Origin of the sequence: Acinetobacter sp. ANC 3832 (assembly GCF_002135415.1) — a bacterium.
Classification (GTDB): domain Bacteria; phylum Pseudomonadota; class Gammaproteobacteria; order Pseudomonadales; family Moraxellaceae; genus Acinetobacter.
This window is the reverse complement of the sequence record NZ_NEGJ01000008.1, coordinates 112,958-135,915: the sequence shown is the minus strand read 5'-3', so window position 1 is coordinate 135,915 and position 22,958 is coordinate 112,958. Positions and strand designations below refer to the sequence as shown.

The 22,958-nt window shown below is 33.7% G+C and carries 32 protein-coding genes and 2 pseudogenes; 16 read left to right on the top strand and 18 right to left on the bottom strand.

Features of this window, described 5'->3' with window-relative positions; all coding sequences use genetic code 11:
- Positions 1–2: 2 nt before the first annotated feature.
- The gene (gene aroC, locus B9T35_RS12165; protein WP_086191373.1) at positions 3–1,097 is read left to right on the top strand and encodes a chorismate synthase; all 1,095 of its coding nucleotides are present in this window, start codon (positions 3–5) and stop codon (positions 1,095–1,097) included.
- A 69-nt stretch (positions 1,098–1,166) separates the two neighbouring features.
- On the opposite strand, the gene B9T35_RS12160 is transcribed toward aroC, so the two are convergent.
- Positions 1,167–1,643 (bottom strand): hypothetical protein, encoded by a 477-nt coding sequence (locus B9T35_RS12160; protein ID WP_086191372.1) that lies wholly within the window; start codon positions 1,641–1,643, stop codon positions 1,167–1,169.
- A gap of 423 nt (positions 1,644–2,066) precedes the next feature.
- On the opposite strand from B9T35_RS12160, the gene B9T35_RS12155 reads away from it, so the two are divergent.
- Positions 2,067–2,300 (top strand): hypothetical protein, encoded by a 234-nt coding sequence (locus B9T35_RS12155; protein ID WP_086191371.1) that lies wholly within the window; start codon positions 2,067–2,069, stop codon positions 2,298–2,300.
- Positions 2,301–2,466: 166 nt separating this feature from the next.
- Here B9T35_RS12155 and B9T35_RS12150 read toward each other — a convergent pair whose 3' ends face one another.
- Together B9T35_RS12150 and B9T35_RS12145 are read right to left on the bottom strand one after the other, a co-directional pair.
- Positions 2,467–2,910 carry a universal stress protein gene (locus tag B9T35_RS12150; protein ID WP_086191370.1) on the bottom strand — a complete coding sequence of 148 codons (444 nt, stop codon included), beginning with the start codon at positions 2,908–2,910 and terminating at the stop codon, positions 2,467–2,469.
- Positions 2,911–2,961: 51 nt separating this feature from the next.
- The gene (locus tag B9T35_RS12145; protein WP_086191369.1) at positions 2,962–3,423 is read right to left on the bottom strand and encodes a universal stress protein; all 462 of its coding nucleotides are present in this window, start codon (positions 3,421–3,423) and stop codon (positions 2,962–2,964) included.
- 435 nt (positions 3,424–3,858) lie between these two features.
- Between B9T35_RS12145 and B9T35_RS12140 the strand changes: the two genes are divergently transcribed.
- Entirely contained in the window at positions 3,859–4,431 is a 573-nt protein-coding gene (locus B9T35_RS12140) for a lysozyme (RefSeq protein WP_228147138.1), read from the top strand.
- Between the two features lie 95 nt (positions 4,432–4,526).
- On the opposite strand, the gene B9T35_RS12135 is transcribed toward B9T35_RS12140, so the two are convergent.
- Both B9T35_RS12135 and B9T35_RS12130 read right to left on the bottom strand, forming a co-directional pair.
- Positions 4,527–4,949 carry a DNA breaking-rejoining protein gene (locus tag B9T35_RS12135; protein WP_086191367.1) on the bottom strand — a complete coding sequence of 141 codons (423 nt, stop codon included), beginning with the start codon at positions 4,947–4,949 and terminating at the stop codon, positions 4,527–4,529.
- Positions 4,950–5,294: 345 nt separating this feature from the next.
- Positions 5,295–5,528: a DUF2171 domain-containing protein gene (locus tag B9T35_RS12130; protein WP_086191366.1), complete on the bottom strand. Its 234-nt coding sequence runs from the start codon at positions 5,526–5,528 to the stop codon at positions 5,295–5,297.
- 674 nt (positions 5,529–6,202) lie between these two features.
- Between B9T35_RS12130 and B9T35_RS18810 the strand changes: the two are divergent.
- Positions 6,203–7,470, top strand: a pseudogene (locus B9T35_RS18810) (tyrosine-type recombinase/integrase).
- 6 nt (positions 7,471–7,476) lie between these two features.
- On the opposite strand, the gene B9T35_RS12120 reads toward B9T35_RS18810, so the two are convergent.
- The 8 genes from B9T35_RS12120 to B9T35_RS12085 all read right to left on the bottom strand — a co-directional run bounded on the left by B9T35_RS12120 (position 7,477) and on the right by B9T35_RS12085 (position 13,358).
- Positions 7,477–7,749, bottom strand: a complete 273-nt coding sequence (locus B9T35_RS12120) for a helix-turn-helix domain-containing protein (RefSeq protein WP_086191365.1) — start codon at positions 7,747–7,749, stop codon at positions 7,477–7,479.
- Between the two features lie 139 nt (positions 7,750–7,888).
- Positions 7,889–8,248 carry a hypothetical protein gene (locus B9T35_RS12115; RefSeq protein WP_086191364.1) on the bottom strand — a complete coding sequence of 120 codons (360 nt, stop codon included), beginning with the start codon at positions 8,246–8,248 and terminating at the stop codon, positions 7,889–7,891.
- On the bottom strand, positions 8,248–8,682 hold the full coding sequence (locus B9T35_RS12110) for a hypothetical protein (RefSeq protein WP_086191363.1): 435 nt from the start codon (positions 8,680–8,682) through the stop codon (positions 8,248–8,250). Before B9T35_RS12110 ends, B9T35_RS12115 begins: the two co-directional genes overlap by 1 nt.
- Before the next feature lie 212 nt (positions 8,683–8,894).
- Positions 8,895–10,079 (bottom strand): acetamidase/formamidase family protein, encoded by a 1,185-nt coding sequence (locus B9T35_RS12105; protein ID WP_086191362.1) that lies wholly within the window; start codon positions 10,077–10,079, stop codon positions 8,895–8,897.
- 388 nt (positions 10,080–10,467) lie between these two features.
- Positions 10,468–11,001 carry a DUF4411 family protein gene (locus tag B9T35_RS12100; protein ID WP_086191361.1) on the bottom strand — a complete coding sequence of 178 codons (534 nt, stop codon included), beginning with the start codon at positions 10,999–11,001 and terminating at the stop codon, positions 10,468–10,470.
- A complete protein-coding gene (locus B9T35_RS12095; protein WP_228147135.1) occupies positions 11,001–12,095 on the bottom strand; it encodes an ImmA/IrrE family metallo-endopeptidase in 1,095 nt (364 codons plus the stop codon). Before B9T35_RS12095 ends, B9T35_RS12100 begins: the two co-directional genes overlap by 1 nt.
- Positions 12,096–12,295: 200 nt before the next feature.
- Complete coding sequence (locus tag B9T35_RS12090; RefSeq protein WP_086191359.1) at positions 12,296–12,598, bottom strand: hypothetical protein; 303 nt, start codon at positions 12,596–12,598, stop codon at positions 12,296–12,298.
- A 106-nt stretch (positions 12,599–12,704) separates the two neighbouring features.
- On the bottom strand, positions 12,705–13,358 hold the full coding sequence (locus tag B9T35_RS12085) for a LexA family protein (protein WP_228147134.1): 654 nt from the start codon (positions 13,356–13,358) through the stop codon (positions 12,705–12,707).
- On the opposite strand from B9T35_RS12085, the gene B9T35_RS12080 reads away from it, so the two are divergent.
- Entirely contained in the window at positions 13,333–13,968 is a 636-nt protein-coding gene (locus B9T35_RS12080) for a DUF4882 family protein (RefSeq protein ID WP_228147133.1), read from the top strand. The two genes, B9T35_RS12085 and B9T35_RS12080, sit on opposite strands and share 26 nt — an antisense overlap.
- 176 nt (positions 13,969–14,144) lie before the next feature.
- Here the strand turns inward: B9T35_RS12080 and B9T35_RS12075 are convergent, their stop codons facing one another.
- Positions 14,145–14,549, bottom strand: a complete 405-nt coding sequence (locus B9T35_RS12075; RefSeq protein WP_086191356.1) for a YybH family protein — start codon at positions 14,547–14,549, stop codon at positions 14,145–14,147.
- Positions 14,550–14,609: 60 nt separating this feature from the next.
- Here B9T35_RS12075 and B9T35_RS12070 point away from each other — a divergent pair, with 60 nt between their 5' ends.
- The 4 genes from B9T35_RS12070 to B9T35_RS12055 all read left to right on the top strand — a co-directional run bounded on the left by B9T35_RS12070 (position 14,610) and on the right by B9T35_RS12055 (position 17,380).
- Positions 14,610–14,966 carry a hypothetical protein gene (locus tag B9T35_RS12070; RefSeq protein ID WP_086191355.1) on the top strand — a complete coding sequence of 119 codons (357 nt, stop codon included), beginning with the start codon at positions 14,610–14,612 and terminating at the stop codon, positions 14,964–14,966.
- A 162-nt stretch (positions 14,967–15,128) separates the two neighbouring features.
- The gene (locus tag B9T35_RS12065; RefSeq protein WP_086191354.1) at positions 15,129–15,368 is read left to right on the top strand and encodes a hypothetical protein; all 240 of its coding nucleotides are present in this window, start codon (positions 15,129–15,131) and stop codon (positions 15,366–15,368) included.
- 280 nt (positions 15,369–15,648) lie between these two features.
- On the top strand, positions 15,649–17,004 hold the full coding sequence (locus B9T35_RS12060) for an amino acid permease (protein ID WP_086191353.1): 1,356 nt from the start codon (positions 15,649–15,651) through the stop codon (positions 17,002–17,004).
- Positions 17,005–17,143: 139 nt separating this feature from the next.
- Complete coding sequence (locus B9T35_RS12055; protein ID WP_086191352.1) at positions 17,144–17,380, top strand: hypothetical protein; 237 nt, start codon at positions 17,144–17,146, stop codon at positions 17,378–17,380.
- Between the two features lie 334 nt (positions 17,381–17,714).
- On the opposite strand, the gene B9T35_RS12050 is transcribed toward B9T35_RS12055, so the two are convergent.
- Together B9T35_RS12050 and B9T35_RS12045 are read right to left on the bottom strand one after the other, a co-directional pair.
- Positions 17,715–18,158: a hypothetical protein gene (locus B9T35_RS12050; protein ID WP_086191351.1), complete on the bottom strand. Its 444-nt coding sequence runs from the start codon at positions 18,156–18,158 to the stop codon at positions 17,715–17,717.
- A gap of 133 nt (positions 18,159–18,291) precedes the next feature.
- On the bottom strand, positions 18,292–18,510 hold the full coding sequence (locus tag B9T35_RS12045) for an excalibur calcium-binding domain-containing protein (protein WP_086191446.1): 219 nt from the start codon (positions 18,508–18,510) through the stop codon (positions 18,292–18,294).
- 179 nt (positions 18,511–18,689) lie between these two features.
- Here B9T35_RS12045 and B9T35_RS12040 point away from each other — a divergent pair, with 179 nt between their 5' ends.
- From B9T35_RS12040 to B9T35_RS12010, 7 genes and pseudogenes are all read left to right on the top strand, one after another.
- On the top strand, positions 18,690–18,953 hold the full coding sequence (locus B9T35_RS12040) for a hypothetical protein (protein ID WP_228147132.1): 264 nt from the start codon (positions 18,690–18,692) through the stop codon (positions 18,951–18,953).
- Positions 18,954–18,969: 16 nt separating this feature from the next.
- Positions 18,970–19,461, top strand: a complete 492-nt coding sequence (locus B9T35_RS12035; RefSeq protein ID WP_086191350.1) for an SH3 domain-containing protein — start codon at positions 18,970–18,972, stop codon at positions 19,459–19,461.
- Between the two features lie 12 nt (positions 19,462–19,473).
- Positions 19,474–19,725, top strand: coding sequence for a DUF4236 domain-containing protein (locus B9T35_RS12030; protein ID WP_086191349.1), 252 nt, complete (start codon positions 19,474–19,476; stop codon positions 19,723–19,725).
- A pseudogene (locus B9T35_RS12025) lies at positions 19,703–20,263 on the top strand (ImmA/IrrE family metallo-endopeptidase); the annotation flags it as partial. The gene B9T35_RS12030 and the pseudogene B9T35_RS12025, both read left to right, overlap by 23 nt.
- A gap of 93 nt (positions 20,264–20,356) precedes the next feature.
- Positions 20,357–20,554, top strand: coding sequence for a hypothetical protein (locus B9T35_RS12020; protein ID WP_086191348.1), 198 nt, complete (start codon positions 20,357–20,359; stop codon positions 20,552–20,554).
- A gap of 16 nt (positions 20,555–20,570) precedes the next feature.
- A complete protein-coding gene (locus tag B9T35_RS12015) occupies positions 20,571–20,945 on the top strand; it encodes a hypothetical protein (RefSeq protein ID WP_086191347.1) in 375 nt (124 codons plus the stop codon).
- Between the two features lie 179 nt (positions 20,946–21,124).
- Positions 21,125–21,745 (top strand): hypothetical protein, encoded by a 621-nt coding sequence (locus B9T35_RS12010; RefSeq protein WP_086191346.1) that lies wholly within the window; start codon positions 21,125–21,127, stop codon positions 21,743–21,745.
- A gap of 8 nt (positions 21,746–21,753) precedes the next feature.
- Here B9T35_RS12010 and B9T35_RS12005 read toward each other — a convergent pair whose 3' ends face one another.
- Positions 21,754–22,248 carry a hypothetical protein gene (locus B9T35_RS12005; RefSeq protein ID WP_086191345.1) on the bottom strand — a complete coding sequence of 165 codons (495 nt, stop codon included), beginning with the start codon at positions 22,246–22,248 and terminating at the stop codon, positions 21,754–21,756.
- A 122-nt stretch (positions 22,249–22,370) separates the two neighbouring features.
- Positions 22,371–22,853: an Arc family DNA-binding protein gene (locus tag B9T35_RS12000; protein WP_086191344.1), complete on the bottom strand. Its 483-nt coding sequence runs from the start codon at positions 22,851–22,853 to the stop codon at positions 22,371–22,373.
- Between the last annotated feature and the right edge of the window lie 105 nt (positions 22,854–22,958).

Here is a 22,958-nt window from a genome sequence, read left to right as displayed (position 1 = left end):
TCATGGCAGGTAATAGTATAGGGCAACTTTTCCGTGTAACGACTTGTGGTGAATCTCACGGTGCAGGCTTGATGGCAATTGTCGATGGCGTGCCACCCGGTTTGGAACTTTCTGAAGTAGATTTACAGAGAGATTTAGATCGTCGTAAACCAGGTACGTCTAAGTTTGCAACACAACGCAAAGAGCCAGATGAAGTAGAAATTATTTCAGGTGTATTTGAAGGTAAAACCACAGGTACATCCATTGGTCTATTGATTCGCAATACTGACCAAAAATCAAAAGATTATGGCAATATTGCGCAGACGTTCCGCCCAGGTCATGCAGATTATACCTATACACATAAGTATGGTTTCCGTGATTATCGTGGAGGTGGTCGCTCAAGTGCACGTGAAACAGCAATGCGTGTGGCTGCGGGTGCAATTGCGAAGAAATATCTAGCTGAAAAATTTGGCATAGAAATTCGTGGACATGTAACACAAATTGGCACTGAAAAAGCTGAAAAGTTAGATTGGAATGAAGTACCTAACAATCCATTTTTCTGTGGTGATGTAGATGCCGTTCCTCGTTTCGAAGCATTAGTCACTTCACTACGTGAACAAGGTACAAGTTGTGGTGCAAAACTTGAAATTATTGCTGAAAAAGTTCCAGTAGGTTGGGGTGAACCTGTTTTTGATCGCTTGGATGCAGATATTGCCCATGCCATGATGTCTATTAATGCCGTTAAAGGTGTTGAAATTGGTGATGGTTTTGCAGTTGCAGAACAATTTGGTCATGAAACACGTGATGAGCTGACTACAAATGGTTTCTTAGCAAATCATGCAGGTGGAATCTTGGGTGGGATTTCAAGTGGTCAAAATATTCGTGTTGCGATTGCTTTAAAACCGACAGCGAGTATTACGACCCCAGGTAAAACCATCAATATTAATCGTGAAGATACTGATGTATTAACCAAAGGTCGTCATGATCCTTGCGTAGGCGTACGTGCAACACCAATTGCTGAAGCAATGCTTGCAATTGTATTAATGGATCATTTTATGCGTAATCGTGCTCAGAACGCTGATGTCGTTGCTCCATTTGCGCCAATTGAACCTAAATAAAAATCAAGCATAAAAAAACCAGACATCTAGTCTGGTTTTTTTATGCTTGATTTTAAAACACAATAAAACTTACTGAGTTAAATCACCTGTATAACCTTTTAGGAAAGTCAAATAAGCAGAAGATTTTTGACCATCAGCAGTCAGAATAGGGCGATTAATTTCACCTTCATCTGTAACCAGTTTAAGATCAATTGTCTTGGCATTTCTAAATGAGTTTAAGAAACTCACAGGAACATTAATAGAATTAGATGAAACTTTAGTTGTGCCTAAAGAGGTGTATTTTGTCGGTTCAATTGTGGAATAGGTGTACGGTTGACCATCGACTAAGAATACGAATTGTTTAATGTCAAATTGTTGAGCATTATTAATTTCAGTGGTTATTCTAAAGCCATTACGTTTTTCTTCATTCCAACGCATTGCAAGTTCAGGGCAGACTTCATTTGCTGCACAAATTAAAGGACCTTTGGTTACGACTCTTTCAGGATATGCGCCTGCACAACCTGCCAAAACAACCATTGTACTAAGGAATGCTAATTTTAATTTCATGGTTATACCTGTATTTTAAGACTTTTTATTGAACGAACTACAATGTAGTAAATTTACCGTTTTATTGTAAAAAAAGAAACACAATGCCTTCAATTAGACGGGAAATAATTGTATTTCTTGTTACAGCTGATCTTTTACAAATTTGATTCAGCGATAAATCTAGAAAGTTTAATTTCAGAAGTCATTATTTACTTTAGTGAATCGGAATTGAATATAAATCAACTAAAATTAAAAGTGAGTAAATGTCACTTATAAGATGCTTAAATTTATGTTTTTGTATTGTTGAGTGACAGAAAATTATTTCTTTATGCAAAATATTTCAATTGAGGATTATCTAAACGATATTTGTGATTTAGTCCTTTCATCCTCATGAAAAGCTGTTATAACTAGAAATAAAGCGCAAGTGAAAAAGGAGTGTGAATGATGAAAACAACTGTGAAATACGTTGTATTGAAAAGTAAAGAATATCAATTAGGCACCCCTTTATTTGAAGAAAGTTTAGATGCCGATGGAAGTTATTTTGATCATATTCCATCCGTGATTCATTTTCAACAACACGATTTTCGTGTGAAATCTAAAGAACTCACTCGTAAACAAATTTTTGACGAATTTGAAGAGTCTCAAACCATTTTAGTCAAAGTTATTGCAGTGAATTGATCTTTCAGATTTAAAAAATATTTTAAATGATTCAGAGTAAAAACCCACAATACATTGTGGGTTTTTATATTTCAGATTCTAAAGTGATTCGGTATCTCGCATTAGTGTTCACAGCCTCTATATTCTTCTCTTATTCAGGAAAACGTAAAAGGCGCTATGCAGCTACTTACTGTTTAACAATGAGTACAGGGGTATGGGTTCTGCCCAAAACATCTTGAGCAAAACTACCCAAGAAGAATTTTTGAAAGCCTTTACGACCATGTGAGCCCATCACAATCAGATCAGTTTTAAGCTCATCCGCAGATTCAATAACCGTATCTGCTGAAACGATGCCTTTGACTATTTTTGTCTCAATGGTTAAACCTTGCTCTAATGCAATGTCAGATACCTTTTTCAAAGCTTTTTCTGCATTTGCATAGGCTTCTTCAATATAGTCTTTCAGCATTGCAGTACTATAATAAAAGTCTGAGCCTGAAAATGGATCTTCTGCAACTAAACTAATAGCAGTTAGTTTTGAACCAAAAGATTTTGCAATTGAAATTGCTTGTTTCGCTGCAGCAAATGAAATTTCAGAGCCATCGATTGGTACTAAAATATGTTGATAAGTCATAAGATCCCCTTTATATAGCCGATAAAATTGAACGATGATTCAAAAAGAAATTTATTCACTTTTTGAAATTTGAGATTTTACAATTAGGACGGGAATAGGACATTGTCCTAAGACTTCTTGAGCTACACTGCCAAGAATGAATTTTTTAAATCCTGTACGTCCGTGAGAACCCATCACAATCAGATCAACATTGAGTTCATCTGCTATGTTTAATATGCCTGTAGCTGTAGGAACATCATGTACAATTTTGATGTCTGTTGAAATGCCGTGTTGTATTAAGGTTTGCTGAATATCATTTAATCTTGCTTGCGCATTTTTTTCTGCTGCTAATACATATTCTGTAATTGAAGGCATGACTTTATAAAAATCAACACCCACCATTGGGTCAACAGATAAGACACTCATGACAGTAACATGGCTATCAAATGATTTTGCAAGTTGCTCCGCATGTTCAATGGCAGCATAGGAAATTGGAGAATCATCTACAGGGACTAAAATATGTTTATAGCTCATCATTATTCTCCGTCTTTCAATAATATTTAGTTCTTAATCTATTGATAGCACATTGAAGTTCAGCTCGCAATTTGAATGAGTAACGGATACTTGATCTATGTTTTAAAATGAATGAAAAATGTGATTATCGGCTAAAAATAACCATAAATTAATTATGGTTTTATTCTTAATTTCTCAAATATCTTACATATTGTTTTTATTTACGTTCAGAAGAGCAAAATAAAGCGTTTGTCCTTCATGATGTAAAATGCCTCATGATTTTTATTCCTCAAAATTTAAAGGCTTCATTTTGGGTATGTTACGTAAAGGAATGCGAAGAGGTTAGTTATTTCTTGATATGATGAAAAGCTTAAATCGAACTTAGAAGTGATGAATTGTTGCTTAAGATGATTAGAGAAATTAAAAGTACATTTGGCTTCTTGATATTGGATGAAGATGAGTTTTAATCAAATATATAAATGGTGCTGTAGACAATTAAGGCAAAGATTTAAATATGATGACATTGCTACGGCTTCAGATACCGTTGTTTCTGAAAATTTTGGAATAGCGATTGATCAGCAGTTTAGTGTAAGCCAAAACTCTATTGATCTCATTTGTGGTTTTGAGGGTAAAGCGCTTAAAGCTTATGATGACGGTGTTGGTGTTTGGACGATCGGTTTTGGTACGACAATTTATCCGAATAGAGTAAGAGTAAAACATGGTGATACTTGTACAAGTGAGCAGGCTAAGTTCTATATGCAATCGGATTTGAGAAAGTTTGAACAAGCTGTGAATAATGCAGTTATTGTATCACTGAATCAAAATCAGTTTGATGCACTTGTATCACTTGCTTATAACATTGGTATTGGCGCATTTAAGGATTCTACCTTACTTAGAATGTTGAATGCAGGTGATTACTATAGTGCAGCGAATCAGTTTGATGTATGGGTGAAAGCGGGTGGTAATACCATGCAAGGACTTGTGAATAGACGTAAAGTTGAAAAAGAGTTGTTTAAAAAAGCCCTTTAGAGGGCTTTTAAAATAGTGAAAATTAGAAAAATAAATAACTAACATTTAAAATCTAGAACAGTAATATTTTCTCTTGAATTGTATTACTCACAATTTTAATGTGCATTATTCAAAATTTGTATATCTAGACTGAAATTCACGACAGTATTGCGACGGGCACTGTTTCGCATTTGATAAACTTGGATTGTGTACTCACCATTGGATGGCAGAACGATTTTACCTGTTGAGTCAGTAGATCCAATCATTAAAGCTTCATCTTTGCCTGGTTTATTGTTTGGTGCAAAAATGTTGATATAAGCTAAATTTTTATTACTCGATATTTTATATTTTAAAGTCTGTCCTTGTTTTGCACGTAAAGTATATTGAACATCATCATAGCCTTTGAATTTTCCTTTCAAAACGGCTTTATTTTCCCCTTGTTTGAATATCACTTGTTTTTCTAGTGATTTTGCAAATGTGGGAGGTGCACCAACAGTAATTAAAGCTGTTAATACTACAATGCTTAAGCTTTTTTTCATCTTACTGTCTCAACTCATTTGGTATGAGTGTTTAGCATAGCATTAATTTATCTATTGCTATTAGTAATGAAAGTGTTGGTATATTCATAATTAAGATATACTTAATTATTTATAAAATAACAATAAAATTTGTAAATAAGAATATTTTTCATTGGAGTTCTTGTATTAATGTAGTATAAAAAAAGAACAGCAAAAAAATGGGGAAAATAATGAAAGTTATTGATATAAGCGTTTTTGTTGTGATGTATTTATTTTTAACTGCTTTAGTCTATGCAATAGGGCAAAGCGCCTTTCATTCGTTTTATTAAATAAAAAGCTCTCAAAAGAGAGCTTTTTAATATCCAATTAAATAGAAGTCCAACTATCTTTTACTTCTTGAGAATCTTTTTTTAACGTAACCTTGTCACCATTAATATCACCTACCCAAGAAATAGGGATGAGGTGATGATGACCATCACCATGCTTCGTGAGTTTAATTTGATCTGTGCCTTCAAGATGATCTACTTCACCTACTTTAGTGCCACATGACGCAATTACTTCTGCATGTTTTTTAATATCAGTCGCATTAATAGTTGTCATTTCATACCTCAAATGTAGAGTTAAATCGAACAACCAATCTAAATTATTTATAGTGTTAAATCTGCAAATGCAATAAAACTGGTACAAACCCTTAAGGAACTTTACTTTATGGTTTTTATGTAATCATTTATGAGAAGATTGATCATAATGATTTAAAAGTTAACAGGGAGCGATATAAATAGCTTTATAAAATGGATTGTGCGATTGAAGCTTAAAATTATCGAAAGTAAATTTTGGAATAGCGTAAGGCATTTTTATTAAAAGACATTAAATGTATAGCAGAGTATTATGAATTCTTGAAAGTGAATACTTTTTAAGTAGTATGCAAATTTTGTAATAATTTAGATTAGAAAGATTTGTATACAGTTGGATTACAAATGAATGCATTTTAGTACAAACACATACAACTCTTTATTTTATAACTCCTTGAAAATAGAATTGATTACAACCTTATGCTCTCCCTACCTATTCATCATCGCCTAGCAGGATTCTACTTTTGCTATAATAATACAAGCATGATGTAACATGAAAAAATAAAACTATATAAAACAACATATTATATTGTATTTTGGCTTGATATATAATTGAATTTATAGCTTATGTATACGATTTGTATACTCTTGAGAAATTCTTTTAAATGGGTCGTCTTAAAAATATATCGAGTTCTTATGAAGATTAGAATTAATAAGCAAAATGTAGATGATTTAGATTTTGCTGAAAAAGGGCAGATTATTTATCGTGACACCGATTTAATTGGTTTCGCTGTACGAGTAACACCTAAAAGCAAAACATTTATTGTCGATAGAAATATAACAATGAACTTTTCCGTGTTGTAGTTGGTCAAACTGATGGGATTTCCGCTGCAGGCGCTAGAAAAAAAGCACAATTAATCATTTCTCAAATCCTTAATGGTGAGTTCATTAAGAAGCAAGCACTCAAAGATGAGAGTGATCCTTTACTTATTACTATTAATGAGGCCTTAGAAATTTACATTGCACGAAATGATTTTAAACCCAAAACAATACGTCAGTATCGAAAATATGTAGATCTTTATTTAAAAGGCTGGGGCAATCATAAAATATTTGAAGTCACTAAAAATAGCTTATTAGATAAATTTCTTGAAACCTCAGCAATTAGTGAATCGAGTGCCAATGGTGCAATTTCAATGTTAGGTACGTTATGGAAATATATGCATGTACTTTACTCAACAGATGAAAAGCCTATTCTGAAGACCAATCCTATTGATGTAATTTCTATAACGGTTGGATGGAATAAAATTAAGAGTCGTGAACGCTATTTAAACAGAGATGTGATTTTTAAATATTATAAGGCAGTATTAAATTATCAAGATGAACTTAATCTAGAAGATACAGCTCGAAGTAATACGCATAGAGATATTATCTTATTTGTGATGTATACCGGGTGTCGCCGTGTAGAAGCATGTAGTTTGAAGTGGGACGACGTTGATCTTGAAAATGGTGTAATCACATTTGCAGATACTAAAAATGGTAAATCACATTGTTTTCCTATCGGAGATCACTTAATTGAAGTTCTAAAGGGGCGTTTTTTATTAAAGGAAAATGATAGGGTTTTTCCTGCGACAAAAATACCAACTTCTTGGAATGTGCATGCAACAACTATTGATAAAACTCTAAAGCGGATTGGTGAGCAAGTAGATTTTTATGTATCGACTCATGACTTTAGACGCACCTTTGCTACAATCTGTAACTTATTGCGTTTTAATATTTATGTGACGAAACGCTTGTTAAATCATACTGCTAAAGCTCGGGTAGATGTAACAGGCGGCTATGTTCAAATACCTATGGAGGAATTAAGGCTTTGTATGAATATGATTGAAGCGGTATATCAAGAGAAAATAGATTGTTTTAATCACGATGCAGTTTGGATTGAGCGATTAAAAGAGTTTAAAAAAGCGGAATAATCCGCTTTAAGTTTTTTGATATTGAGCAGTGTTGGTAACTGTCTTTGACTGTAAGTAGCTTAAAACATCACGTTTTTTATATGCCACTCTTGATCCAATTTTAGAAAATGGTAGTGCCTCATCTTCGGTACGCATCTTAGCCAAAGTCCAAGGTGAGCAATTGAGATATAATGCTACTACTTCTTGGGGGAAGAGTTGATCTTCATGAGCCATTAAGAAACGGTTTAAGACGTTACATTTTTCCTCTTCAGAGACTGAAGTTAAATTTCTAAGAGTCATTATTTTCTCCAATTCGCTTCTTTAAATTTCGCATCCGTAACTAGTTCTTCAATTTCACCCACACCGACGTTACTAAACACGTGGGTCATCTTTGCCCCGAACACAGTGAGTGTTCGGGTGATAGAGGAATAGTTGAATTTCATGAAGCCACCTGCTTATGTAGTTGGTGTTTCTTATTTTTGATCTTAGCCATTAATAAGCAAGACTCGTTACTGTCAGATGTAGCCAACTTGTAGTAGCTTTGGTTAGCCGAGTAACGCTCACGCTGAAAGCAAGGCTGACTAAAGAGAATCGCTTTAGCTTTACGCTTTTGGAACGCAGATTCTCGATCAAGTTCTTCTTGAATCCAAGGCAACGATTTCAAGCTTTTACGTAAGTTTTCATTCAGAGCTTCGAGAGTTAGTAACCAGCGAACATAACTGTGTTTTAGTTCGGTTAGCGCTGTACCTTTGAATTTTCCGAAGTTAATAACTTCAGGAGATTGAGTAGTAGAAGTCATTACACAGCCTCCACTAGATTATTTTTTTCGATATAAGCAGAGATCAACAGATTGATATTGCGATGATCGTTGTAATCAGTGAAATCACGGTATGTTTTGCCGTTTAAATCGGTGATTTGATCTACTGAAAGATTATTGATTTCTATTGCTGTGAAATCAGAACCAGTTACACCGTAGCTGTCTGGGTGCATTTCAAAGTCAAAGCCAACCTGAACCAAAAATCCATCAAGCTTGATAGTTGCTACGCCAGATTTATCAGAAGTGAGTTTTAATGCTTGAATGCCATATTCGACAGGAGTTGTGTTTGGTACAGCGAAAGCGGGGCTATATATCGTCGCTTGAGGCGTGTAATTGAGTGCTAATGCACCAAGTGATACAGAAGCCACAAGAACTGTTACAGCTATATAGTTGATCGGATTTGATTTTATGTTCATACTTATCTGGCTCTTTGAGTAAAAGCCCCGTCGCCTGCAAGTGTTGGGGCTTTTGTTTGTCTGTGAGATAAATATAAGAAATCTTATCTTTATTGTTAATATTAATTATAAGAAAACTTACATTATTTTAAAAAATCTTAATTTTATGCTTTAATAGGCAAAAGAAAACCCGCTACTAAATGAGTAACGGGTTAAAATTAAAACTAAGAATTTTAGTCTTTTTTCTTATCAGTTTTAAACTCTTCAAAGTCAGCTTTGCGAATCATTGCGTGAATACCTTTAGTTTTATCTACAACTTGTGAAACATTAAAATTAGTTGCAGCACTTAAGTAGGCATAAGCAATAGTTTCATCAATTCCATATTCTTGGTTTAAGAAACGGATAGCTTCACGTGTAGATTTTTTCATCGCTTGATTTAAATCTTCATCAAGACCAATGGTAATCCAAAAATTATCATTCTCCCCTAAAGGTTGTTGTATTTCTTTCCCAGGTATTTTGTCTTTACCAGCTTTAAGTAGAGTGAGTTTTAATGTAGCTCGAGCAGACGCTTCAAGTGCTGTTAAAGCAACTTCACCACCACCTTGAGCAAAGTGACTATCACCTGTATAAAATAATCCGCCCTTTACTTGTACTGGGTAATAAACTGTAGAACCAGCGCCTAGTTCATTTATATCAATATTACCACCGTATAATGCAGGAGGAACGGAATTTACTGGTTCTGACGTATTTGCTGCTACCCCCATGATTCCCATAAAAGGGTAGAGTGGAAAGCGAATAGATTTCCCTGAGTCTGTTTTTAAGACCCCTTCATAATCACCTTTAGCGTTTTTTTCAATTGGCGTGAAAACTGAAACATTGCCATAGCGTTCAGGATGCTCAGCTGATGGATTTGCTTGTGGTTTAATTTTAGGGAATTCACCAACTAAAGCACCTTTACCATGACGATTTGAAATAACTCCATATGGAACACGTGGTTCAACTTTAATCACTTCTACTTTCAGAATATCACCAGGTTCTGCATCTTGAACCAGAACTGGTCCAGTAACAATATGTGGTCCATCTTTATGGAAGTCATGATCAAGTTTTGATTTAGTAATATTTTTTGCTTCATCTAGAATGAATTCTGATTTTACGCCTTTCGATTTAAAGTATTTCTCAGCATCTCGCCCTTGGTCTTCAAGTAACCCTTCATGTGAAACTGTATCAAAAGTAACAACACTACCAGATGGAACAGTTAATACTGGCTTTGAGTCTTTGTTTGGTAAATATCCCCACTGGATCGTATTTAAAGTCGAAGGAACATAATAATTACCAGTGTAATTTCCACTTTTTAATAATGTTGGTTTATCAAAAATTTGCTTTAGAACTTCAAACTCTTCGGCTTGAGCGGAATTCATGAAAAATGTTCCACATATAACTAAAGATAAAAATGACTTTTTCAAAATTAGACTCCCCGTTTTTATAACAAAATTTATTTAATTACTTTTTTATTGATGCAATATGAGTGCCATTTTTTACTTTATTAAAAATATTCTATTGAAAGTAAAATTTATTTTTCAAAATATTGATTTTATGCTAACTGAGTCATACATTTTTCAAATGTAATTAATTGATATAACTTTTAAATTTTCAATCACATAAATACTGAAAACAAAAAGCACTCATTTAAAGCTTTATTTTTATAAATTACCCAAAATGTTTTCGTAAAATATTGATGAAGATTTTTTATCTTTCAATAGACAATAGAAAACCCACACAGGGTGGGTTCGATAAGGTTTGTTAAATTTATAATATAAATTCAAAGTCGTTATGAGCGTGTCTTCTTAAAAGTTGCTGTAGAGTGATGCACTTTACTCGGTTTTCGGAAGCAGCATCTGGAATTTTAACTCTATTCTTAGCTTCAGGATTTGACTTTTCTTTAGTCACAATCACATAGTTGTGAGCCATAGCTGTTGCTACCAAAAATGGATCAGCAATTTTATGATCTTGAAATTCTTTTATTGCTTTGGGCAAATAATGGGTTGTTTTGGAATCTAACCACCCCATAAGATGACCATATTGTTGAGCGACTATTGGGTCTGGTAAACTTGGGATGAAAAAATTAGAAGGTATTCTTTCTTCACGCAATCTTATTGACAGCTCATCATCACTTTTTGCTTGATGAACAAGCTCTCCTTTGATCCTATCAATACTATAAAATATCCCTTCTTTATGTCCACTAACAATCCAATCCCAGAATTTTTCACAAAAAGAAGGATGATAATGAAGATTGTGTGATTCAATGAATATATTCGCATCTAGTAAATATTTTGTCTGCATTATATGCCACCCAATTTCATAATGTTTTGTGGGCTGACATTTAATAATCTCCCAGCATCCCTTAATAGCATATTGCCTGATACAGCTTGATTTACTACTGCATTAGTTAATAACCGACTATTTCTTCCTGGCACTAGCTTTAAGAAACTAGGTGCACCATCCTTTTTGGGGATATTGTTGTAGGCTTCTTTTTCTGATTCGTGAATAGTTTTATATTCGATTGATGTAATCTTGTTGTAAGTAAGTGCTAATCTAGCAATCATCAATTTACTTACATGAAGGGCATTAGCTACCCAAGAAATATCTCCATGGTATATTTCCCAAGCTTCATCAAACTCACTATTGGAAACGAGGACAGATGCTGCAATTTTGTTGCACAAAACCTCTGTTGGATTGTTCCCATAAATATCTAAATCATCAACACCTGATTCTCCTAACCAGATGTGTGCTAATTCGTGAGCAAGAGTAAAAATCATGGCAGATGGCATATCTTGACCATTTAAAAATATAGCTGGAGCATATTCATTACTAAGAACAAAGCCACGAAACTCATTAGTATCTAGAGTTTTTCGAGTTGCATATTTAACAATACTATTTTTAAAAACTAAAATACCTACTTTTTCACAGCGCTCGATTAGTAGCTTTAGGTAATGCTCCCTGTTAGTTCTTGTGTTTAAATTTATTGGTAGATTTAATGTTTTACGTATATCGCTGGCGATAGTAGTAACATTTATATCTTCATGATTTTTGAATCTACCCACGAAATTTAATTTTTCTGCGTTATTCTCGAGCAAAAATTCAACATACCATTCCTGTTTCTTTTGGACATCATCCAAGACTTCGTAAAAAAAATCACTCAAAGGTATAGGGTCTTGTTTTTGCCTTAAATCAGGAATAGTGGGTTTGTAGATGGTCTCTGGAGGAGTATTTAGAAATAATGAGCCAAAAGGAACTTTTGTTATTTCTGCAAAACTTTCTGCTTGATTGATAGAAAACTCACCAGCAAGCAATTTCTTTTGAGTTCTTTCAGCTTCAGAGATTTTAGAAACGACTTGATCTAAGCGCAATCCAATATTGTTTGCAGCCCATTTCAATATTTCAATCCTAAAACTTAATGTGTTCATAATCTTCAATAAAATTCATTAGTTAGGCCAAATTAAAAGATTATCCATTATCAGGTTGATAATGCCAAATTTATAAAGCGTGTACTACTTAATTATAGCAATAGTTACCATTTAGTTTCTAAATACTTAATAAACCCGATGAAATCAGCCGGGTTCGCAGTTATTTAATCTTATATATCTGAATACTTTTCTAAAAAATCATCTATCCATCCTTGTGCCACTTCAAGGTTGGTTATATCAGTTAGCTTTAGATTGATTTCTTCTGCTTCGTTAAAGCCTTCTATAATGGCTTCAAAGATATTTGCTTCACTAATGACCTCACGTGCAATTTCCGCAGCGTCATAGCTTTGCTTGGCTTTTTTAAGCGAGGCTATTTGCTTATCAATTCCTGCGTCAATTTTAGCTAATGCCAATTTAAATTCTTGTCGATTAATCGTTAGGGCAGTTTTGGATTTATTAAGTGTTGCGATCATTATGTTCTCTTTTTAAGAAATTTTAATTATTCTGCACGCCAAATTTGACGACCTACCATTTTTCCAATACCGACCAATTCCACACCCAGTCAATTAGATTTAAACTTTAACTCTTACGCATTTTCTTTTTAGCTCGATATATATAGCGAACACAATCAACTACCTCACCAACAAAATGACAGTTTTCATCAAGTGGAATGATATTGGGTTTAAATTCAGGATTGAGTGCTTGTAGGTACTTAGAGCCATCAGTCGCTATAACCAATTTTTTAAAAGTTGCTTCATCAAATTTTCTAACAACAATAATATCGCCTGAATTCATATCGCTAAATTGCAAACTTGGATCTACCAGAATGTAGTCACCCTCTTGAAAAGTAGGGTAATTACTTAGACCTTGAACTTTTAAATAAAAACAATTTTCACAATCGCTATCAGGGAGAGGAAGCCATTCCTCCACTTGCGACATATCAACCGTTTCTACATTGGTCATTGTTCCTGCTTGCACCCAAGAAAGAACAGGAGCCATTTTGGGAGATATAGGCACAATATTTGACTGTTCCTTTTGCATAAGAGAAGAATCACCCTTGCCAGTAAGAATATATTCGGTTGTCACACCAAATTTATTAGCTATAGCCTCAAGGGAAGCCGCTTTAGGCAAATAACTGTCTTTCTCCCATTCAGTTACAGCAGGTGAACTCACTCCTGCAATTTGGGCGGAATGTAAAGTTGGAGGAGTGGTTCTAGATATTGAATCATCCAACCCCACCTCAAATGCAGCTAATTTAATTATTGATACTGGACAAAAACTTACAACCCAGTTAGTTGCTAATACAGATATATTCGGAATTTTTATTTCTAAGGATGCCATTGTTGTTCCACAATCAAATATTTTTTCAATTGAATATTTATTTAAAAGGCCTATAAATCTAAAAGGGGATGAACTTATTTCTGGATTTATGGCAGGAACAAGTAATGAGGAAGGGGTAGTTGTTGGAGCTGTTAGTGTTGGGGATGAAAAAAACAGTGGACCGACAAGTATGGTAATGACCAATCCTTCAAGTGAGCTTATTCCTCAAGGTTCAAATATCGAAGAGGCAGCAGTAGAAAATATAAGAGTAGGAATTTATTACAATCAAAACACAAAAAAAATTGGCTCTATAATTAATGGTGTAAATAAAGGATATCAATGGACATATACAACACCTTTGAATAATTTTAAATTTTTAATCGGTGTGGAGATACGACGTTTAGTTGGGGTAAATAACTACCCTATTGGGCAAAATGTATCCTATGAAATTATATCAGACCACTCAAAAATGCAATTTAATTACCCTTCAGGTACTACGGATATTTGTGGAACCGTTATTTAAGTAAAATTAAAGAACCTACGATCTGTTGGGTTTTGTATTACGTAATATTCCAATTAGGACTAATATGCCATTTAAAAAATTTAGCTAAGTTTTCTTGGTCACTTGCCAAACGGATTACGGCACAAAGAACCCCGCCCAATTCTAGATATTAGCGGGGTTTTCTTATAGGCTATGTTTTAGTCATTGCTTTCGTCTAATAAAGAAGTACCGTAAGAATTATCGATGGTGCACAACCAACGGCCGTCAGGTTCTTGGCGAAATACATAAGTTGCACGTCTAATTTTTTTGCTTGATTCATTTTTCTCATCAGGTGAATGAAGAACCGTTTCCATGATAACTAAAGCATTGTCAGCGCCTTCAATAACTATAATCTCACCTTGTTCAACTATAAGTTGTTCTTGAAAGAAGTTTGATATAGCGATAAATGCTTTACGGATATTATCCTTACCTTTTACGGTCATACCAGGTTTAACAACAAGTGCTGCATCTTCTGAGTAGTACTGCATAAGTGAATCGAAGTCTTTAGCAGTAATGGCTTTATCACAAGCTTCAATAATTTGTTTGATTGGGTGAGAGTTCATAAATTATTTTCTTTAAGATTGATTATGAATTTATATACTAAAGGTTTTTATTGGGGGTGTATGGATGTTGATCACTATTTCTGTAAAACCAAGAAACGTCCACTAAAAATCAAACCACGGACTAAACGATTAACCAAAGCTAAAGAAAAATATTTAGAAGCAGAAGAAACCCTATTCCAAGAATTAGGAGAATATCGAATTGGTTTTCGCCGTAAGTTTCAATTTGAATCAACCAAAAATTGGCGGTTTGATTTTTATATTGTAAAGTTGAATCTTCTTATAGAAATTGCGGGTAGCCGATGGTCAGTTGGTCGTGGTGGCAAAAAGATAGCAAATGCATTTAATAAATATGATTTAGCTGAAGATCTGGGTTATAGAGTTGTGCGTCTTGAACCTCATCAAATTGATTCCGGTTAAGGGTGGTGGCAAAGTGATGCAAGGGCTGGTGAATAGACGAGCAGTGGAGCGTAAATTGTTTGATCGACCTTCACGTTAATATTTTGATTGCATATATAAACCATATCTATATCAATAGGGCGAAGTGGTGTAAGTTACGTGTTTTTAAGATCGAGATATGTTGTGAGTGTGATGGAAGCATTTGAAGCAAAGAAAAATGTATATTTTAATTATGAGTTTGATGAGCTGATCTTAGGTGGAGATTTTCCTGAAACGATCCATAAGTCGCTTGTTGGTATGTTATATAAGCATGTGGTTGAATATCCAAATGCAACATATTGTATTTATTATAATGAAGAGTTAGTTGGAGATGAGTTACAAAAACTTAAAGATGATTGGATGCGTTATTGCCCATTGGTTTAATATCAGTTCCTTTGAAACGTTTTAATTAGTTTTCTAAGCTTAATCCCCTTAAGTCATAACCTTAATTTTAGCATGATCTAGAAATTCAAAAATGACAGTTGGTAGACTGCTGAAGTTTCCTATCTTTGTTAAAGTATTTATGATCAACTTCAACTGTTCTATCTTCATCTAACGATAAATTAGATCCTCAAAATGTAAATCTAAAATTATTTCCATTGATGGGCTAGGTTCTATAGTGCTTAGCATCTACAATTCACGTTTTATCCAATGAGATTCTGTTTTGAATAGCGAGACGCCTAAACTTCAGCGCCGTTTAAAGAACCGTCATATTCAATTGATTGCTATGGGCGGTGCAATTGGCACAGGCTTATTCTTAGGTTCAGCACATATTATTCAATCCGCTGGCCCATCTATTATTTTAGGTTACATGATTGGTGGCTTGATTGCATTTTTGATTATGCGCCAACTTGGTGAAATGATTGTACATGAACCCGTTACAGGTTCATTCAGTTATTTTGCTTTTAAATATTGGGGACGATTTTCTGGCTTTTTGACAGGTTGGAACTATTGGGTTTTATATATTTTGGTGGTAATGACCGAGCTGACTGCTATTGGGAAATATGTCAATTATTGGTGGCCTCATATTCCTGCTTGGACATCTGTATTGTTCTTTTTTATTGTGATGACCCTTGCTAATTTAGCCAATGTAAAGCTGTATGCGGAATCTGAATTTTGGCTATCGATGATTAAAGTCCTCGCAATTATTGCAATGATCATTTTTGGTATCTATTTGCTAATGACGGCAGATGTTGGCTCAACGGCTTCTATTAGCAACTTATGGGCACATGGTGGATTTTTCCCGCATGGCTTTGAAGGCCTATTTTATATGTTGGCTTTTATGATGTTTGCTTTTGGCGGAATTGAGTTGATTGGTATGGCTGCTGCTGAAACAGAAAATCCCGAAAAAAATATTCCTAAAGCTGTGAATCAGACCGTTATTCGGATCTTTTTGTTTTACATCTGTTCATTGGCTATTCTTTTGTCTTTGGTACCTTGGAATCAATTAGATTTAGGTGGTCTAGATAAAAGTCCATTTGTACTTATTTTTAAGCAAATGGGCATTGATTGGGCTGCACATTTACTTAATTTTATTATTTTGACAGCATCGGTATCTGTTTGTAATAGTGGTATGTATGCCAATAGTCGTATGCTACTAGGCTTGGCAGAGCAAGGTAATGCACCACAAATTTTTAAGTACGTTACTAAACAAGGGACTCCTGTTCCTGCCGTTTTATTTTCAGCATTGCTCATTTTTGGTTGTGTTTTGCTTAATTACTTTGTACCTGAAAAAGCATTAAGTTACCTGATTTATATTGTAGTAGCAGCAGCAGTATTGAATTGGATGATGATCAGTTTAATTCATTTAAAATTCAGAAAAGCAATGAAACAGCAGGGCGTCAAGACTAAATTCCCAGCGTTATTTGCACCATACACCAATTATGTTGTTTTGGCTTTTATGTTAATGATTCTTTATATTATGTGGAGTCAGGGTTTTATGCTGTCGGTATTGATGCTACCTGTATGGATTTCACTATTATTTGTTATATTTAAGTTGTTTCAAAAAGCCCTCAACTGAGGGCTATTTCGCATAACGACCATTATGTTAAATGGACTAAGCTATCTAAGTATTTGTATATTATATTTATAAAGTCCAATAGTCGCTCAAGATTGCCTTAATACGACAGAAACTTATTATTAATACAGGAAGAAAATAAATGCCTGCAATTCTATGTAAATGTGGTAATCGTCTAAATATAGGTGAAATACCAAATCCAATTGAATGGTTAATGATATCAGATATTGAGTATGATGAATTTCAAGGTGAAATAGATTCTGAAAAATTATATATGAAGTTTAAATCTCTAATTATCTGCCAAAATTGCAAAAGATTAATTTGCTTTTGGGACGGTTTTAATCAAAATCCTATTTTTTATAAAGTTGATAATGAATGATTTAACTGAAAAGAAATTAAAAATACTCTTAGTAATCTGTTTTAATATTCGTTTGATGTGTGCTGAAATAATAGGAGACTTTCATTTGAACTTTTTAGAAAATTTAAAATTAACATAATACCCCTTATGCGAAATGCTTAAAAGTTATCTTTAAGTATCAATATTTTATATGGAAAAATCATGGGGTTTAGCGCACCATCATGATTTCTTTGTGACTATTTACGTTGGTGATTAGATCAATAGAATAAAGCTATTTGAGAAACCCTTTACTGAGGGCTTCTCTTAACCTAAACCTGCTAGCTTAAAACAAACATATGGAACTGACGAATTATCATCATTGGTTTATTTTTGAAGCTCTTCGGTTTATGTCATTCATCAGAGTAAAAAAACCTTCAGCATATTCATATGATCTTCTGTTTGAATCTACCGCAGGATCTGACTTCATATTTTTCATATATTCAATAGACTCTCTAGTCTCATCAGAGTTAATGATGTCAGCTAAGTCGTTTAAATCTTTTCTAATTTCAGCTTCAGAAACAGGTCTAGTATTATATTGCTGTCTTGAAGGTTCAAACTGACGTTGTGTTTGTATTGCACGTTGTTGGCGCTCACACTGTGCTTGAATCTCTCTTTCTCGTTGATTTTGTAGACGCTGTTGTTCCACAAAATGTTGAGACATTCGGTGTCCTTCACTTGCAGCATCATATGCAAAAGTGACAGTTACTGGTGTGGTCAGTAGGCTAAGAAGTATAATTTTACTTAAAGATTTTTTAATCATTTTTTCATCACTTTTATAATAGCTGATAAAGTTAAATGATTATAAATAATAATGAAAGTTAATTTTAATCCTTAAGTAGTCTATATATTGTCTTAATAAAACAGACTATATTCCTCAAAGTATTTGAAAAATACTATTTCTTCTTCGGGCATTTTGTGCCATTTCCACCTGGTAAGCAATCACACGCATGTCCATCGGCATCACGGTCTAAACTTTTCCAACCAGTTTGCCCTGATTTTTTGCGCTGTTCATACCATTTCTGTGCTTCCTGCTGAGTACTAAAATCAGCACATTTTTTGGCATAAGCCTGAATGGAAGTGAACCCCAAAACTAAGATAAGTAAAAATTTCATAATTTCTATCTGATCTAATAACATCTTTCATAAAAATTCAATTGTAGTATATTTAATGTATTGTTTATTATAAATTTACCATAAAAATTTAAGGGTGATGATGTGAAAAAAACACTTCTCTTTAGTTTGGTTTTAATGGGGGGCACGTAGCATACGCTGAAACGCTCATACCGCGTAGTGTGGCTGGTGATAAAGGTAAGTATTATCTAATTGAATCTAAACGTAGTGGCAATATTGTTACTGCAATTAATAAGCGTATAGGTGTTTACGATACCTATTACACCAAGACAGAAACGAATTGTTCTACCATGAAAATGCGTGAAATAGGTGGTAGTGATATCTCTGTGAACGCAAACAAGGTCAACCCAACAAAATGGTTTGATTTAGTTCCTGGTTCTAGCAAGAGTGATCTAGCAAATTTTGTATGTAAAAAGAATAATTAAAAATGGATAATTTCTTATGAATAAGTTTCTGCTGTGTTTGGGATTTATTACTTTAATTCATATGCCAGAATCATATGCCTTTGAAGGGTTAGATTTGAATGAAAGTGAATTTCATACTATTTCTAAAAAGTTTGTAAACAATGAAACATTAAATATTAGAAGCAATCCAATTAATGGAAAGGTTATAGGTAAGTTAGATAGGGGTGATGAAGTTTATATTTATGATATAAGTCAAGATTGGTCAAGGATTTCACAAAAAAATGATGCTCCCAAATGGGTTTCATCGAAATATTTATGCTCTGCTGAGTATTGTTTCAATAGAAATTACTCAACCACTAAAATTACATCGAGTACGTCAAAAGATGTATCAATGAATAAAAATTATCAACATAAAAAAACCACTCAAACGTATTCAGGATCTTGTTCTTGTAGTTCAGGCAGTTTTTGTTATGGTCCTCGTGGAGGTCTATATTGTTATACATCTGGTGGCAATAAAAGCTATAGATAATTGGAGATTTATGTGGGTTTTAATTTTAGAAAAAGTCTAAAGATAGCACTGGGTGTACGTTTAAATATTACGAAAAAGGGTGTTTCAAGTGTTTCACTAGGCGGAAAGGGCGCGCGTGTAAACCTTGGAAAAAAGGGTACAAGAACAACAGTTGGAATGCCTGGTACTGGTCTTTCATATAGCAGCTTTAGCCCTAATCAGGTAAAGAAGGAAACTGCTCGAAGTGAGCCTGTAAAGTCGAGCACGCCCAATTTTTGTTCGTAATGAAGCAAAAGAAAGTGAATGCCGCCAGCGTTTTGATCTTGCTCATGAGCTTGGCCATTTAGTACTTCATGATGGTATGGTTACTAGTGACCGTATTACTGAATCTGAGGCAAATCAGTTTGCATCTGCGCTTTTGATTCCTCAAACAATGATGCGAACTCATTTCCCTACATGGTTTAGAGGCGGTCGTTATAACTGGTCTAAATTGAGTGAATTTAAGCAGACTTGGAAGGTAAGTAAGTCTACGATTTTTTATAGAGCAAAGTCTTTAGGTTTATTGACTCAAGAACAATACACCAGTGGTGTAATTGCTTTGAGAAAAAACAGTGAATCTATTACTGAAAAAGAAGATCATTTAATCCCTAAGGAGAAACCTGAGCTCCTTCAAGCCTGCTTTGCTATGCTTGCGAAAAAGAAAATCTTTGCAGAGGATATAGCTAAAGCTTTGGATGTGAATGTTGGTTTTCTCGAGAACTTGGTTGGAATAGAAGTTCCAAGAAAGCCAAGAGTTTTAAGGGTTGTAGAAAAAAGCGCTTAATTGCGCTTTTTTTTATATATTTCAAAAAAATAATTTTACTTAATGTTGAAATATTAGTACCCTATATATTCAAAAAATAAAGAGGGAAATACTATGCAGTTATGTACATTATGGGGTGATATGTCGGCTGATCGTGCTAGCGATCAATATCCGCAAGCAAATGTTTGTAATGAATGTATTAATAACCATGCCAATTCTGAAGATTCTCCTATTGTAGCTGTCAATGGAAGCTATGATTCTTCTTATGGAGAAGAGTGTGCTTTATGTGATACGCATATTTCAGAAGAATAAAGATTAGGAGCTAGTAATGTTAAATACAGATCAAATCAGTGTTTTGCAACATATTGTTGAAAATGAAGAAGAGTCAATTATTGCACTTGCAGAAGAGAATAATATTAAGCCAGATGCAAGTATCGGTGTAGCCCATTTTTTATTAGGTGATCCAAATAACTTCTCGAAAATGAGTAGTCATCAGCAATTTCATTATGAGAATTCAATTAAACCTTTAATTTATAAAGTCCTTTGTGATGGAATGATCAGAGAGCATGAAGATGGTTCATCTTCATGTATTGGTGATGGATTTATTGATGAAGAAAGTTTATTAGGGGCTTACATTCAGCAAGATATGCGTTGTCAGCATTGTGTGCAAACAACAGATACTTGGAGTGTTAACAATTCTTAGCCTGAATTAAAAAAGTACTTCAAGATACTCTTTTCATCAACCAAATAAGTATCTAAATGTGTCAAGCATATGTTTTAGAAGAATAAAAGTTATATAAAAAACTTATTTAATAAAAGTATGTATTATCAAAATTAAAAGCCTGCAAGCACCTGCAAGCTTTTATCAACGCAGTGATTTATATGTCTAATGATGATGGAATAGATTCAAATAAAGCCAAAATTTCAGAGCTTAAAGCTGTGTATAAATTAGCTATTGAAACAAGAAATTTTGAGATTTCACAACTTATAAATAGAAATAATTTTTTTATGTTATTTCAAGGTGTGTTATTAGCAGCAGTTTTTAGTAATCAAGCTCCAAAGCCTATTGTTGAATTTATTATTTGTTTTTCTGGAATTATTATTTCTGGTCATCAAATTAAAGTTGCTGCAGGTGCTAAATATTGGCAGGAATGGTGGGAACTTAAAACTAGTGAAATCGAAAATAAGTTAAAGGATACAATTGGGAAAGATAACTTTATTCCTCTATTCAGTTTAAGTGCGGAGACAGATGAAGAAAAAGAGGAAATGAAAAAGTTTAAGGAAAAGGTGATTAAAAAAATTAACAAACCAGAAAGTAAATTTTTAGAAAAAAATTATAATAAAATTATTACAACAAAATATTCTGTTAGTCGCGTACCTATCTATACTGGATTTGTCTTAATGCTTACATGGGTAGCATTATTTTTCAGCACATTAGGTTGGTTTCATGGTTTTGATTTCTCAGCTTTTATCCATGGAATTCAATTTAAAAAAGCACCGTAAGGTGCTTTTTACACTATAGTCCATTTTGTATTTCCATACTTTTGAATGAGTTTCTGCTTGTATAGCGTAAGGCCTATTCTTTTACCGAGCAAAATAACAACATCCCAATAATCAATTTTCTTATTAAAATAAGGAGAATTTTTCATAAACTTCTTAAAGTTTGTGAGACCATGAGTTGTTTTTACATCTAATGATTGACCTGTTCGAAAATTTGCAAACTCATATTCTTGACCGCGAATGCCTTCTTTAGGAAGACAATGAAAGAATTTTGTTGTAATGCCTAAAACTATAGCTACATCATATACTTGATCATTAATTTCTAACCAAGCATGATCAAAAATATGCCCATCTATGTTTACAACTCCTAGCATAGGCTTTGAATGGGTATTAAGTTCATTTAATAAAATATAATTTATAGCCGACGTAGCAAAACAAGCACCAGCCCAAGATTCTTCTTTAATATAATCAGACATTAGATCTAAAATAGTTTCAATTGGATTCATTTCTAACCTATAAATAATCGTTGAAAAAGTAATAAGGCTTATTATATAAGCATTTTAATCTCTAAAACTTCCACTATTAGGAATAGAGCCTTAGGTAGTATCAATAAAAAGTAAGTGGTGACTTACTTTTCGTTGTTTTTTTTATGAAAATTTTCCGTAAATTCATCAGTAATATGATCTTCAACAACCAACCAACCAAGGCTTCCTTTACCATTATCGACAACATCAATATGATGTCCGCCTTGATGAACATACACTTCTTTTGTCCAAAATGACAATCTGTGTCTAAATGAAGATTCCGCTAAGGCATTTAAAGATAACTGAATATCTTTTTTTAAAGTACTTAAGTCTTGAGAGTAATCAAGATCTAGTACATTTACTAATTTCCCGAAAACTAATCGTTTGATACCGTTTTTAAGATTAATAACTTTTACTTCTGAAAAGTTTGAAGAGCGAGATTCCTTTTTAACTAAAGCTGTTTTTAGTAATTCAATAAAAGCACTATTCATTGAAAGTTCATTTTCTTCAGCAAAGTTCGTAACATCTTGATGAATTTCAGGAGGTAAGCGGACTTGTGTTTTAATAAAGTTAGTCTGTTTTTGCATCTATGATCTCCATTGCTATTGACACTAATTATAGGTGCATGTAGATTAATGTCAATGCACCTATATTTAGGTGCAAAAAAAAGCCTCGAGAACTTTGGACGGCTA